This is a genomic window from Vibrio sp. bablab_jr001 (assembly GCF_016464285.1).
GTDB classification, from domain to species: Bacteria; Pseudomonadota; Gammaproteobacteria; order Enterobacterales; family Vibrionaceae; genus Vibrio; species Vibrio fluvialis.
Map to the genome: position 1 here is coordinate 297,681 of NZ_JACDWZ010000092.1, position 13,942 is coordinate 311,622.

A 13,942-nucleotide genomic window follows, 5' to 3' on the forward strand; every position below is an offset into this window, starting at 1 on the left:
AGCTAATCCCCCGTCAGGGAAAGGTCAATGTCCTAAAAACTCAACCAAGTGCTAAAAAATCCACCAAACACAAAGTGTCGATGGCTCTGAAATGGGGACAATATAGGCTTTTTCAAGGGAATCGAGGCTTTTTTTTCCTCAAAAGCTCAAAAAGAGATCTTGCTCTTGTTTTGCACTCTCATTTTGTCATCTTTTTAAGCACGGCAAGCGGAACTCCCAGTATCATGAAGCGGTGTCAGGGATTTGGATGAGTTGAGAGATCAGGATGTGGTCGATTCGCAGGCTTAGCGTACTGTTTTTTATTGTCTTTGTCGTCGTCACGGTCATGTCGGCGCATCTGGTTTGGCGTTATCAATATCAGAGTTTGCTGCTCGATCATCAATCTCAGCTGGATAAGTTCTCCAGCCTGATTACCGCGAAGCTGGACAAATACGCCCACATCCCGCGCCTGCTTTCTAAAGATAAGGAATTGGTTGACGCTCTGCTGCATCCGGCCAACACGGCGCAAATCGAAGTAACGAACCGCTATCTGGAACAAGTGAACGATGTGATTCAGGCCGCGGACACCTATCTGCTCGATCAATACGGTAATACGCTCGCCGCCAGTAACTGGAACTTAGACCGCTCCTTTATCGGTCGTAACTTTGCTTGGCGCCCCTACTTCTATCAGTCGATAGCGGGGGCTGACAGCCAGTACTTTGCCCTCGGTTCGACTTCCGGTCAGCGCGGCTATTATTACGCCTACCCAGTGGTTTACGCGGCAGAAATTCTCGGGGTCGTGGTCGTCAAAATGGATCTGTCCGCTATCGAGGAGAACTGGCAAAGCCAGAGCAGTTATTTTGTCGCCACCGACACCAATCAGGTGGTGTTTATGTCCAGCCAACCCTCATGGCTATTTAAAAGCGTCGGTAATCTGAGTGATACCACCCGGGATCAAATTCGCAGCAGTTTGCAATACCTCGACAAACCTATCGCCTCGCTCGGACTCACTGGCGATTTTTCCGCGCAGGAAACCGAGTGGTTCAATCATCGAATGGGCTGGATTAAGGGCGACTTTATTGTGTCCAGTCGCCAACTCAGTATGCCCGATCTGACTATTCGGGTACTCTCTCCGAAGATGAACGTATTTTGGGATGTATTCGGCTTTGTCATGATCCTCACCATGGTATTTGCCATCGTTTATCTGGCGATACTGCTCGCCCATCATCGCCAGGTTCGTCAGCGCCAGATCGAACAGTTGCAAGTGGAAGCCAAACAAAAGCTGGAATTCCTGGTGATGGAACGTACCGCCAAACTGCACGCCGAAATTGACGAGCGAATTCGCACTGAACAGGCATTGCGCCAAACACAAAATGAGTTGATTCAGGCGGCCAAACTGGCGGTACTCGGTCAGATGTCCGCCAGTATCAGCCATGAACTGAATAATCCGTTGGCCGCAATTCGCAGTTTTGCTGATAACGGCCGACGTTTTCTTGCCAATGGCAAATCAGAACGTACAGACGAGAACCTTGCCCGCATCTCAGCCCTGACTGAACGTATGGCCAAAATCAGTGAGCAGCTTAAGTCTTTTGCGCGCAAAAGTAGCAGCGATGAGAAAGCGGACGTTCAGATCTATCCGATTGTGGTGTATGCCAAAGAACTGATGCAGCCACAGTTTAAGTCGCACTATATCGAGCTCAACATTCAGACGCCGCAGGAACCTGTGTGGGCCAGCGTCAACCCGATTCAGTTGGAACAGGTACTGATCAATCTGCTGACCAACGCGATGCAGGCGCTTGATGGCCAAGAGTCGCGTAAAGTGGCCATGACATTACTCAGTGATAGCGATGGCACATTGATTCATGTCGACGATAATGGCCCGGGCATTGGTCAGGATAAAATGGCGCATCTGTTCGAACCGTTTTTCACCACCAAGCAAAATGGTCTGGGACTGGGCTTGTCCATTTCCCAACAAATTATACAAAGTATGAATGGCGACCTGACTGCGTCGGTTTCGCCACTCGGCGGCGCGCGCTTTACCATTCATTTGCCTCCATTGACCGCGCCGGCAACAGAAATAATGCAAGGAAAGTAGTATGTGCGACGTTTTTTTTATCGATGATGAGTCCGATATTCGCATCGCCATTGAACAAAGCTTCGAACTGGCTGAGATCAACGCACGCTTTTTTGCCAGCGCAGAAGAGGCCTTATTGGCGATAAAGCAGGATGGTTTGCCTTTGGTCGTGGTGACTGACATCTGTCTGCCCGGGTTGAGTGGCCAGAATCTGCTGTCCACCATTCGTCATCAGGATGCGGATGTCCCTGTCATACTCATCACGGGGCACGGCGATATTTCGATGGCCGTACAGGCGATGCACGATGGTGCGTATGACTTTATCGAAAAGCCCTTTGCCCCGGAGCGTTTGATGGAAACCGTCAGCCGGGCGATGGAAAAACGCAAGTTGATGCTGGAAAACCAGCAGCTCAAACGCAGTCTGAAAGCCAGTCAGACACTCGGCCCCCGCATCATTGGTGAAACCGCCAGCATTCAGGAGTTGCGTGACACCATCGCCCATATCGCCGATACCGATGCTGACATTCTGTTGTTTGGCGAAACAGGCACGGGTAAGGAATTGATCGCCCGCTCTCTGCATGAACAGAGCTCGCGCCGTGAGCAGAATTTTGTCGCCGTGAACTGCGGCGCGGTACCGGAAAACCTGATTGAAAGTGAACTTTATGGTCATGAGAAAGGCGCATTTACCGGTGCCGATGCCAAACGCATCGGTAAGTTTGAACATGCACAAGGCGGCACACTGTTCCTTGATGAAATCGAATCGATGCCGATGCAAGCACAAATCCGTTTACTGCGTGTGCTGCAAGAGCGCGTCATTGAACGGGTCGGTTCGAACGAGCTGATCCCTCTCAACATACGTGTGATTGCCGCCACCAAAGTCGATCTGAGGCAAGCGGCGATGGAAGGCACTTTTCGTCAGGATCTCTACTATCGTCTCAACATCGTCACGCTCGATTTACCACCACTGCGTGAACGTAAAGAGGACATTCCAACGCTATTCCATCATTTTCTCCTTGTGGCAGCGGCACGCTATGGCAAAGCCGCCACATCGCTTGCCAGCCAGGATTTACAGACGCTGATGAATCATGACTGGCCGGGAAATGTGCGAGAACTGCGCAATGTCGCGGAGCGTTTTGTGCTGCTGGGCAAACTCGCTCAGTTGGATGACGCCCCTGCCGCCGCTTCGCTCAGCCTGGCAGATCAGGTGGCTGAATTTGAAAAAGTCGCCATCGAAAAAGCCCTGGTCGAGTGCAATGGCAGTATCAAACACACCATGGAAGTGTTGGCGATCCCGCGCAAAACGCTGTACGACAAAATGCAGAAATACCGCATTGATAAAGAGATGTACAAAGCCTGAGCATACCTGCCCTTTTTCCCTTCCTTGCTCGTATAAACTTGATGGGCATCTGTGCAACAAGGATGTGGGAAATGAGTAGGAAACTTCGCTTACCCTGTGTAACAGAAACAATACTGATCGACGGCGTGTATTGTGAAGAACAACGCGTCAGCGTTGATCGACGGGTAAAACAAATCAAATGGCGCTTCTATGAACGAAGAACAGGCTTGGCGGATTCACGTAGAAACCCGGGCAAGCCTGTGAGAGAGGTAGTCTGACTTTTCTTAAATCACAGCAACATGCTGTTATTTGGTAATGATTTCCGGCCCCATCAGCATGGTCGGTAACCAGGTTGATACCCATGGCACGTACGTCACGATGATGAGGAACAGGAACATAACGCCAACCCATGGCAGAGCCGCCTTGACCACGTTCATCATCGACATCTTCGCCACCCCGGCGGTCACAAACAAGTTGAGCCCGACCGGCGGAGTTATCATGCCGATCTCCATGTTCACCACCATCATGATGCCAAGGTGAATCGGGTCGATGCCCAGAGCGATTGCGATTGGGAAGACCAACGGTGCCACGATGATCAGCAGGCCTGATGGCTCCATAAACTGGCCACCAATCAGCAGCAACACGTTCACCACGATCAGGAAGGTAATCGGGCCTAAGCCTGCCGACAGCATCGATTCCGTGATCATCTGCGGTACGCGTTCTTCAGTCAGTACGTGTTTCAGAATCAGCGCGTTGGCGATGATGAACAGCAGCATGATGGTCAGCTTACCGGCATCAAACAACGTGGCTTTGGTATCTTTGTGAATGAGCGACTCAAACACTTTGACGATCGCTGGTTTGGTGTTGGTCTTGTCGGCAAACGGTCCCATGTCGCGGTAGATAAAGTTGGCGATCAGGAATGAGTACACCGCCGCGACCGCCGCCGCTTCGGTTGGCGTAAAGATACCACCGTAAATCCCCCCCAGAATGATGACCACCAGCAGCAACCCCCAGCTCGCATCTTTCGCGGCCGCCATCGCTTCTTTCCAGCCAACAAACGGCTGCTTAGGCAGATTTTTCACACGGGCAGTGATGTAAATCGCGATGATCAGCATCAGACCCGCCAGCAGGCCCGGAATCACGCCGCCGAGGAACATACGGCCAACCGACACGTTGGTTGCCGCCGAGTAGACCACCATCACAATCGAGGGCGGAATCAGAATACCCAGCGTACCCGCGTTACAAATCACGCCTGCGGCGAATTCTTTGGTGTAGCCATTTTTCACCATCCCCGCGATAACAATACTACCGATCGCCACCACGGTAGCCGGTGAAGAACCCGACAGTGCCGCAAACATCATACATGCGACGACTGAAGCGACCGCCAAACCACCACGGAACCAACCCACCATCGCAATCGCAAAGCGGATAATACGTTTTGCCACACCACCGGTAGACATAAAGCTGGATGCAAGAATGAAGAAAGGGATGGCCAGCAGTGTGTAGTGCCCTTCAAAGGCGTTAAACAGGGTTTGTGCCACCGAAGCCAGTGAAGCTTCAGAGTGCCACATCAGAAACAGAATACTGGACAGACCCAGTGAAACCGCGATCGGCACGCCCGCAAGCATGAAGCCAACCACCATCAAAAATAACAGCAAAATCGCCATGGTTTACTTCTCCTTACCGTTGTCTCGCGATTCAGGCGTTGCCATCATGGCTTCACCCGCACCTTTCAGCTCTTCTTTCAGTGCTTCAAGATCTTCTTCTGCTTCGTGACCCGCAATGATGCGGTCCAGTTCGCCCGTCAGCACCTGATAACCCACTTGCAGAAAACGGAAAGTCAGCAGCGCCATACCCAACGGCAGCGCCATATAAGGAATGAAGCGCGGCATTTTTTCGTAAGCTTCACCCTCGTTAAACCAATCGGCTAAAAACTGCAGCATGTCCGGCATCGGAATATCGTCCGTTTCGTACCAGGCACGCTCGCTAACAAACGGATACCAGTAATTCCAGGAGCCAATCAGCAGCAGAATAGAGAAAGCAAGACAACACCCCACCGCAAACAGTGCCAGCAACTTGCGTCCGCCCTCTGGCGCGAGGTTAATCATCACATCGACACCGATGTGGAAGTGCTTTTTCACGCCGTAGGACGCGCCCACCAGCACCATCCATGCGAACATGAAAACGGTAAGCTCAAGGGCCCAAAGAATATTGTCGTTGAATAGATAACGCATAATAACGTTGACGAAAGTTAACAACGTCATTGCACCGAGGAAGAAGGCGATTAACGTCTCTTCGACCTTATCGGTCCAGTTGCCGACTTTAGAAAAGAATGACTGTTCCATGTGATACATCGCTCTATAAGGCTTTAATTATGGTGAGAAATGGCCTCATTGCCCGATACAATGAGGCCCACTTCTATTACTTGTTGTTCGAAGCTAGAGCGGCTTCGATCAAGTCTGAACCGATGTCTTTCTCGAATTTCTTCCACACTGGTTTCAGAGCATCAACCCAAAGCTGGCGCTGCTCAGGAGTCAGTTCACGCACCACACCACCCGCTTCGATGACGTATTGCTTGTTCTGCTCTTCCACTTTGTTGGATTCCGCGTTACGAGTTTCGGTGACTTCCTTCAGAATCGTCGCCAGTTGGTCACGCACGTCTGCTGGCAGGCCGTCCCACCACTTGGTTGACGTAACCACCAGGTAATCCAGGATACCGTGATTGGTTTCAGTAATGCCGTCCTGTACTTCAAAGAACTTCTGACCGTAGATGTTCGACCAAGTGTTTTCCTGTCCATCGATAACTTTGGTCTGCAGGCCGCCATACACTTCGGCAAACGACATTTTCTGTGGGTTGGCACCCAACTGTTCGAACTGAGCAACCAGCACATCCGACGCCTGAACACGGAACTTCAGACCTTTCGCGTCTGCAGGCACCAGAATTGGCTTGTTGGCCGAAATCTGCTTCATACCGTTGTGCCAGAATTCCAGACCTTTCACGCCACGACGGTTCATCGCATTTTTCAGCTTCTCACCCGCATCAGAGTTCTGGAAACGGTCTACAGCATCAACATCATCAAAAAGGAACGGAAGGTCGAAAAGGCGGAACTTTTTGGTGAATTTTTCAAACTTAGACAGAGACGGAGCAGCCAGTTGAACGTCGCCATTCAGCAATGCTTCCAGTACTTTGTCATCATCGTACAGCGTTGAGTTAGGGAACACCTGCATACAGGCTTTGCCGTTCATCTCTTCGTTAACGCGCTTTTCCAGCAGTGAGGCAGCAATCCCTTTCGGGTGTTTGTCTGTGTTGGTCACGTGGCTGAACTTGATCACGATTTCACCCGGATCACAACTGTTCGCAGCAGCATTGAAGCTAGTGACAGCAAGAATAGAGGCAGTTAACAGGGTAAGAGGCTTTAACATTATAATTCTCCTTGGTTGGATTCATCAGTCCCGTCGCTGGGTACTGGATGAACTGTAGGAGCAATTAGTAAGCCAACTTGCTACAAACTGTTAACATTTTATATTTTACAAAGAGTTACAGCTATTGAGCATGCAAATGAGTACAAGAGTTTCAATTCATACCCTTAAAAATGGGTGGAAATTGACCCATGAGAAAATGGCGTTTGGGTCAGTTTCCACCCGTTTTCGAATCAGTTGAGTTATTGTTGTTGCTCGCCTGATATGCCGTATTCTTTATCACCAATCGTAATCAGTTGGTTGGCTTCATCTGGTAAATAGCCTGCCAACACCATGCCGCAGAAATGGGGGGCAGCCATCGACGTCCCGCTTTTGCTGGTGACTCCGCCCCCAAGCTGCGTCGACACAATATTAACCCCTGGCATGGCGTATTCAACGTAAGTCGGAATCGTTACGCCACCGACCGTGTATGAACTTACCGATGTGTTGTAGTTTGACCAGTATGGCGGAATGGAGCTGCTATCAATGGCTGCGATGGTATAAACATTAGTTCTTTGCACCTGCGCGGGCGTGTAGTTGGAGATATCCGTCCCACTGTTCCCCGCCGCAATCGAGAAAATAATGCCTTTACTAGCTACATCATTTATCGCGCTGTCCAGCGCTTGAGAAGTGCCTGAACCACCCAAGCTCATGTTGACACAGTCACCAGCATGCGCATTATCGTCCGTCCACTGCTGGCCGACAAAATCCACACCAGCAATCACCCCCGACATGCTGCCACTGCCGTTGTTATCCAGCACTCGCACTGGCACGACTGTCACGCCAGCGGCGATGCCGACCACATCAATTTGGTTGTTGATCGCACCGATCGTTCCCGCCACATGGGTGCCATGTCCGTTCCCATCGGATGTTTGGTTGGGTTTGCCGCGCGCGTAGTTAATGCCCAGACTGGCATCCACATTTAAGTCGGGATGGCTGGCATCAATACCCGTGTCGATAATCCATGCCTTATTAGCTGAGTTAAGCGTTCTTGGTCCTCCCACGAAAGTTACACCCCAAGGGGTTACCTGAGGAGGCTCAGTTGACGATCCGGTATCGCCGCCGTTGCTTGGTTTTCCACCTCTGGGCATCGCCTGAACCAGCATATCCGGTTCAATGTAATCAATATCCGGAAAGCGATGTTGCAGTCCCTGTAACGCGGTCAGCGGCATATGCACCGCAAAACCCTGAATCGCATTCTGGTAACGAAACAGCACTGCGCCTCTCTGGTTCTCAATCGCGGCTAAAACTTCTTCAGCTTTTGAGGGAGAGACATCATTCTTCAGAATCACGATGTAACGGTCGGACAAATCAATCCCCTGATTGATCACAGACCAGGCCAGTGGTGAGACGAGAGTTGCGACAAGAGTGAGAGAAAGTGTGGTTGAGCGCATAACTAAGTTCACTTTTTATTGGTTAGGTGGCTTAATTATAGATGCTATTGATAGATTGGTTATTTAGTGACGGACTTTGAAAAAGGTAAGTGCACCCTCCTCTGAGCCACTCGCTGACTCAGTCGCACCCCCGTGCTATTCACCCAAGCCTCCCCCGAGTACCTGAGTATTGGCGGAGAGTGCACTTAATCCGGAACCATCGTGGTAAACCCTATCGACAAAAAAGATCAAGGGTTCACCATGATGTGTTAACAACCAACAATTTTAGCCCAAAAATCACATGCCAGTAGCCACAATTGTCCTCTCGTCAGGATGTAAATCTCTTTGTGCAGGACACGCGTTTATACATCAACTTTCACCAACACTACATGGCGGCTTTGACTGCCTTTGCCAATTTCTGCGCTGCTTCATGCGGATCGGCATCGCTATCGTTAAAGAAGTTACTGACTACGTCAAACATCGCTGCCTGAGCATAACTTGTGGTTGCCATACCGTGTGCCATGCTCGGCACCAGTGCCCCCGTCTTCGCGGAAGACTTAAACTCGCGCATTGAATCTATCGCACATTGGTCAAACTTTGACATATCCATGTCGGTTCGAACCGGAATCGAACCTTTGTTCAGGTTAAACACCTCCTGAAATTCCGGATCCAGAATGGTTTTTGCCAGCGCTTTCTGCGCTTCAATGTTCTCTTTGTCGCTCAGTTCGAAAAACACAAAGCTGTCGACGTTATAAATAAACTCTCCGGCAGTACCGAGTGCTGGCAGGCAGAGATAATCCTTGCCAGGTTGTTTTCCCGTCGCAGAGAACTCACCTTTTGCCCAGTCACCCATAATCTGCATCGCCGCTTGGCCATTAATCACCATTGAAGTAGCGACGTTCCAATCCCGCCCCGGTGCCGCCGCATCGATATAGCGGTGAAATTGTTTAAATCGGGTGAACACTTGAACCATCTTGTCACCCGACAATGTCGCCATATCCAGATCAACAAATGCTTTGACGTAATCCTGCGCACCCAGAATATCCAGCGCCAAGGTTTCAAATACCGTGACGTCCTGCCAAGGCTGACCACCATAGGCGAGCGGAATAAACCCAGCGGCTTTAATTTTCTCTGCCGCAGCAAAGAACTCGTCGAGATTTTTCGGGATATCCGCACCAGACTTTTTGAACACATCAGGGTTTGCCCAAATCCAGTTCACCCGGTGGACGTTCACCGGCACAGCCACATATTCATGGTTGTATTTCATCACATTGGTGATCATCGGCGGGATGATGTTATCCCAGTCTCCGGCTTCAGCTACATCATTCAGGTTGGTCAGAAAGCCCAAGCTCGCCCACTCCTGAATATCATGCCCTTTTATCTGGGCAGCGGACGGAGGATTGCCGGAAACAGCCCGGGTTTTGAGCACCGTCATTGCGCTCTCTCCCCCGCCCCCTGCGACAGCAAAATCCTTCCAGGTATGGCCTTGCTTTTCCAGCATCTCTTTGAGTACTGCGTTGGACTTCGCCTCGCCACCGGAAGTCCACCAGTGCAGAACTTCCACTTCGCCGCCATAAGCCAGCGAGGCAGAAAACAGTAAACTGGCCGCGAGTAAGGTTTTTGATAGCTTCATGGTTAGGTCCAACTCGGTTTTATGATTCAAGGCTGACGTTAGGAACGCTTGATACAGTCCATTTCGAAGCGATTTGTCACACTTCGATGGTCGGTGGAATAAAGACTTGGACAATCAAACCACCTTGCAGTGAATTGCTGATGATCAGATCGCCACCGTGGCCGTGAAGAATATTGCGGCAGATACCCAGTCCAAGGCCATGCCCTTCGCCGTCATCCGACAAGCGGAAATACGGTTCAAACACCGCTTCCAGTTTGTTCTCCGGAATGCCGGGGCCCTGATCATGAATGGTGATCACCACCCACTCAGCGGTCTCATTGATGCTGACGGTAACTTCATCACCATATTTGACGCCATTACCAATCAGATTGGTCAGTACCCGTTTCATCGCCAGCGGCTTCGCCACCAAAGGTTCAATGTTCACCGGGGTAAAATGCACAGTTTCACGTTCGAAGTTATACCCTTCCGCGATATTCTGAATCAGCTCATTGAGATCGATATAGTCGTTATTTTCATGCAGCTCAGTGTCACGCACACATTGCAGCGCGCCTTTGACCATCATTTCCAGCTCGTCGAGATCGCGGTTAAATTTCTCGCGTTTGACGTCACTTTCCAACAGCTCAGCCCGCAATCGCAGACGCGTGATCGGCGTTTTCAGATCGTGCGAAATAGCAGCGAAGAGATGCTCGCGATCCGACACGTAGCGGCGAATGCGCTGCTGCATGCGGTTAAAAGCGCGGGTTGCAGTCACCAGCTCACTCGCGCCTTCTTCACGCAACGGGCGCTGGGCAATATCCATACTGAGATCATTCGCCGCGCGGGCCAGATTCTTCAACGGGCGAACCTGACGTCGCATCAGCAGATAAGTCAGCAGCAACAAAATAGTCGTCGAGAAGAACAGGAACAAAATCTGCTCACGACCAAGAATGTTGTCATCAAGTTTGACGTAGGGCGCGGGTAGCAGCGCGGCGACGTAAATCCACTCATGTTCACCGAGCTCTATCTGCACCACCAGCACTGGTGGATTAAGTGGTTCCAGCGTCAGGGTATGGTAGGCCCAGGATTTCGGCAGATCGCTGAGGAAAATATCGTTTTTCAGCAAGCGCAACTTCTCCGGGCGGGTGAAATCCACCAGAATATTGCCGACATTAGTCAGTTTTTGATGCAGCACTTCCTGCACCGCATCAACCGAAGCGACTTTCAGACTGGTCTCTTCAATCGGTTCGACAATGAGCTGTTCCTTGTTAAACGAAACAAAAAAGCGCGTGCCGCCCATATTACGGATCTGGTCGAGCACGATATGACGATACTTTACGGGCAGAGACTGAAAAAAGGTTACCGTTGAGGCAAACATCCCCGCCATACTGGCGGAGGCGGAGCGGATCCCTTCAAGTTCATTGGCTTTGGACTGGCTGTACCAAATCGAGGTTGCCACACCCTGAGCCAACATCACCGCCAGCAGCGTCAACAACAAAGTTCGGGCCACCAGCGAAGTGGGCTTAATGCGTTTCCATACGCGCTGAATGGGCATGTTAATACTCGAACTGAACCGGAACCGATAAAATATAGCCATTGCCGCGCATGGTTTTGATGTAGTTCGGGTACTGCGCACTTTCGCCAAGTCGTTGGCGCAGGCGACTCAGCTGCACATCAATACCACGTTCAAACGGTAAGGCTTCACGCCCGCGCGTTGCAAAGGAAATGGTGTCACGATCCAGCACATCATTAGGGCGATTGAGAAACAACATCAGCAGCACATAGTCACTGCCCGACAACTCATGCTCCTCTTCCCGTTCCAAATGCGCGATGCGGTGAGTCAACGTATTCAGACGCCAATCACCAAAGACAATGTGTGTCGGCGTTTGTTCTTCAGGCTTCTCTTCGCTCACCTGTACTCGGCGCAGCAGTGCTTTAATGCGCGCCATCAACTGGCGTGGGCTGAACGGTTTAGCGATGTAATCATCAGCACCAATTTCCAAACCAATGATTTGATCCGTTTCATCCGACACAGCGGTCAGCATGATGATCGGTACATTGGAATCACGCCGAATCTTCTGGCACAGCGTGAAGCCATCATCGCCCGGTAACATCACATCCAACAGCACAAGATCCGGATAACCTTGCTGATCAAGGTATTGCGCCAGAGCCCGTCCATCGGAAACCGTTGATACACTGAATCCGGATTTAGTCAGATACTCATCCAACAACTCACAGATTTCCTTGTCATCATCAACGACTAAAATGTGCGTGTTTCCCATTCCCCACCTATTGAAACCACGATTTTGGATAGTGTATCCATCAAGCTCTCACTTGATTATTGATATTTATGTAAAGTTTGACCTCATCCTAGACCGGGATCACATTTCCTTCGCCTCACGACGAACAGCTGATTTCGAGCTTTTTACCCCATTCTGGCGGTAGTTTGGCGTAATCTTCTGCATCCGGTTGTTCATGGAACGGATGTTTGAGCAACTCTGCCAGACGCAACACTTCGCTGTAATCACCCTCTTCGGCCTTATCAATCGCAATTTGGGCCAGGTAATTACGTAAAATGTACTTGGGATTGATCTGACGCATCTTAGCGCAGCGTGCTTCAGCACTCAGCGTCAGCCCTTGCTCATCCAACTCCTGATCACAACGCAGCAAGTAGCGGTCAAGCCAGGCCAGCGCGGCGTCGCGGTCAAGAAACAGATCCGCCACACTTTGCGCGGATTGCGTATCGAGATGAGACATCTGACGCATAAAACGGGTGTAATCCACACGATTCGCTTCGAGCAATTCGAACAGATCATTGAACAGCTCACCATCTTCCGTCTGACGGCTGACAAGACCAAGTTTGTCACGCATTAATGTGCTGAAATAGCCGTTGAGTTGGGTTTCATACGCATTGAGAGATGCTTCAAGTTGCTCTCTGGCGATAAGCGGCGACAACGCATGTGCCAGTGCCGATAGGTTCCACAGCGCAATACGTGGCTGTTGGTCAAACGCATAGCGTCCTTGGTAATCGGAATGATTGCAGATGTATCCCGGCTCATAGTCATCTAAAAAGCCGTATGGACCATAATCGAAAGTCTGACCGAGGATCGACATGTTATCGGTATTCATTACGCCATGGGCGAAACCAACCGACTGCCAGTGGGCAATCATCTGAGCGGTGCGATCGACGATATGACCGAACATAGCGGCATAGGGTTGGTCTTCATTCACGCAATGCGGGAAATACCACTCGATAACTTTATCTGCCAACAGTTTGAGTTCTTCATGCTGTTCGGTATAAAAGAAATGTTCAAAGTGACCAAAACGGACATGGCTCTGCGCAACACGCACCAACAACGCGCCACGTTCCTGCTTTTCTCGGTACACCGGTGTGTCACTGCTCATCAGAGCCAGTGCCCGGGTCGTCGCGATACCTAAACCCGCCATCGCTTCGCTGCACAAGTATTCGCGGATCGACGAGCGCAGTACAGCCCGGCCATCGCCCATACGAGAATAAGGTGTCAGGCCTGCGCCTTTAAGATGAATGTCAAAAACTTCGCCTTGCTGCGTCGCCATTTCGGCCAGCAGTAAACCACGGCCATCACCGAGATCCGGATTGTAGACACCAAATTGGTGTCCGGCGTACTTCATGGCTAACGGCGAAAAGGCAGCCGGAGGATGCTGACCGGACAAGCTTAACAGCAGCTCTTCATTCGGCGTTTGCGGCAAGCCAAACTGCTCAGCCAGATCGCGATTCCACGCCACCCAGCGAACGTTGCTCAGCGGTTGCGGTTGCACCGGGGTATAAAAGGCCGCGGGCAATGCGCTGAAGCGGGTGGATAAAGTGACGCTGTCCCAAACCGACATAAAACCATCTCTCATTCGACTATTTGCCTGCAAGTTAGCAAATACCTGAGTCAAATACTAGGTTTTAGCCTGAACGACAACGATAAGAAAAACCCCAGCTTCAAGCTGGGGCTTTCTCCATTACACTAGGCAGAATACGCCGACTAAAGCAACCAGGGAGAACACAAGCGTTCTGCCTATCACTCCCAACAAACTCGGTTGAATCATTTCTACGTGCATTTGGCTCTCCCCTCTGAATATGACAA

The 13,942-nt window shown here is 50.8% G+C and carries 10 protein-coding genes; 2 read left to right on the plus strand and 8 right to left on the minus strand.

Translation table 11 applies throughout. The features are described 5' to 3' along the window. Window positions 1-265: 265 nt before the first annotated feature. Both JIG40_RS15070 and JIG40_RS15075 read left to right on the plus strand, forming a co-directional pair. The gene (locus tag JIG40_RS15070; protein WP_199465596.1) at window positions 266-2,074 is read left to right on the plus strand and encodes an ATP-binding protein; all 1,809 of its coding nucleotides are present in this window, start codon (window positions 266-268) and stop codon (window positions 2,072-2,074) included. A gap of 1 nt (window position 2,075) precedes the next feature. Further along, window positions 2,076-3,410: a sigma-54 dependent transcriptional regulator gene (locus tag JIG40_RS15075; RefSeq protein ID WP_020327830.1), complete on the plus strand. Its 1,335-nt coding sequence runs from the start codon at window positions 2,076-2,078 to the stop codon at window positions 3,408-3,410. Between the two features lie 284 nt (window positions 3,411-3,694). Here JIG40_RS15075 and JIG40_RS15080 read toward each other — a convergent pair whose 3' ends face one another. From JIG40_RS15080 to JIG40_RS15115, 8 genes are all read right to left on the minus strand, one after another. Continuing rightward, complete coding sequence (locus JIG40_RS15080; RefSeq protein WP_020429982.1) at window positions 3,695-5,056, minus strand: TRAP transporter large permease; 1,362 nt, start codon at window positions 5,054-5,056, stop codon at window positions 3,695-3,697. A 3-nt stretch (window positions 5,057-5,059) separates the two neighbouring features. Continuing rightward, the gene (locus JIG40_RS15085; protein WP_020327832.1) at window positions 5,060-5,734 is read right to left on the minus strand and encodes a TRAP transporter small permease; all 675 of its coding nucleotides are present in this window, start codon (window positions 5,732-5,734) and stop codon (window positions 5,060-5,062) included. Between the two features lie 76 nt (window positions 5,735-5,810). After that, window positions 5,811-6,812, minus strand: a complete 1,002-nt coding sequence (locus JIG40_RS15090; protein ID WP_032081811.1) for a TRAP transporter substrate-binding protein — start codon at window positions 6,810-6,812, stop codon at window positions 5,811-5,813. A gap of 239 nt (window positions 6,813-7,051) precedes the next feature. Next, window positions 7,052-8,242: a S8 family serine peptidase gene (locus tag JIG40_RS15095; RefSeq protein ID WP_199465597.1), complete on the minus strand. Its 1,191-nt coding sequence runs from the start codon at window positions 8,240-8,242 to the stop codon at window positions 7,052-7,054. A gap of 364 nt (window positions 8,243-8,606) precedes the next feature. Then, window positions 8,607-9,854: an ABC transporter substrate-binding protein gene (locus tag JIG40_RS15100; RefSeq protein ID WP_158151365.1), complete on the minus strand. Its 1,248-nt coding sequence runs from the start codon at window positions 9,852-9,854 to the stop codon at window positions 8,607-8,609. A gap of 76 nt (window positions 9,855-9,930) precedes the next feature. Continuing rightward, window positions 9,931-11,385, minus strand: a complete 1,455-nt coding sequence (locus JIG40_RS15105) for an ATP-binding protein (protein WP_020327836.1) — start codon at window positions 11,383-11,385, stop codon at window positions 9,931-9,933. Window position 11,386: 1 nt separating this feature from the next. Beyond that, window positions 11,387-12,112: a response regulator transcription factor gene (locus tag JIG40_RS15110; RefSeq protein WP_020327837.1), complete on the minus strand. Its 726-nt coding sequence runs from the start codon at window positions 12,110-12,112 to the stop codon at window positions 11,387-11,389. A gap of 115 nt (window positions 12,113-12,227) precedes the next feature. Continuing rightward, window positions 12,228-13,697 (minus strand): protein adenylyltransferase SelO, encoded by a 1,470-nt coding sequence (locus JIG40_RS15115; protein WP_199465732.1) that lies wholly within the window; start codon window positions 13,695-13,697, stop codon window positions 12,228-12,230. Between the last annotated feature and the right edge of the window lie 245 nt (window positions 13,698-13,942).

Coding starts and splice junctions, on each gene's coding strand:
- JIG40_RS15070 (WP_199465596.1), top strand. CDS start 266: ATGTGGTCGATTCGCAGGCTTAGCGTACTGTTTTTTATTGTCTTTGTC.
- JIG40_RS15075 (WP_020327830.1), top strand. CDS start 2,076: ATGTGCGACGTTTTTTTTATCGATGATGAGTCCGATATTCGCATCGCC.
- JIG40_RS15080 (WP_020429982.1), bottom strand. CDS start 5,056: ATGGCGATTTTGCTGTTATTTTTGATGGTGGTTGGCTTCATGCTTGCG.
- JIG40_RS15085 (WP_020327832.1), bottom strand. CDS start 5,734: ATGGAACAGTCATTCTTTTCTAAAGTCGGCAACTGGACCGATAAGGTC.
- JIG40_RS15090 (WP_032081811.1), bottom strand. CDS start 6,812: ATGTTAAAGCCTCTTACCCTGTTAACTGCCTCTATTCTTGCTGTCACT.
- JIG40_RS15095 (WP_199465597.1), bottom strand. CDS start 8,242: ATGCGCTCAACCACACTTTCTCTCACTCTTGTCGCAACTCTCGTCTCA.
- JIG40_RS15100 (WP_158151365.1), bottom strand. CDS start 9,854: ATGAAGCTATCAAAAACCTTACTCGCGGCCAGTTTACTGTTTTCTGCC.
- JIG40_RS15105 (WP_020327836.1), bottom strand. CDS start 11,385: ATGCCCATTCAGCGCGTATGGAAACGCATTAAGCCCACTTCGCTGGTG.
- JIG40_RS15110 (WP_020327837.1), bottom strand. CDS start 12,112: ATGGGAAACACGCACATTTTAGTCGTTGATGATGACAAGGAAATCTGT.
- JIG40_RS15115 (WP_199465732.1), bottom strand. CDS start 13,697: ATGTCGGTTTGGGACAGCGTCACTTTATCCACCCGCTTCAGCGCATTG.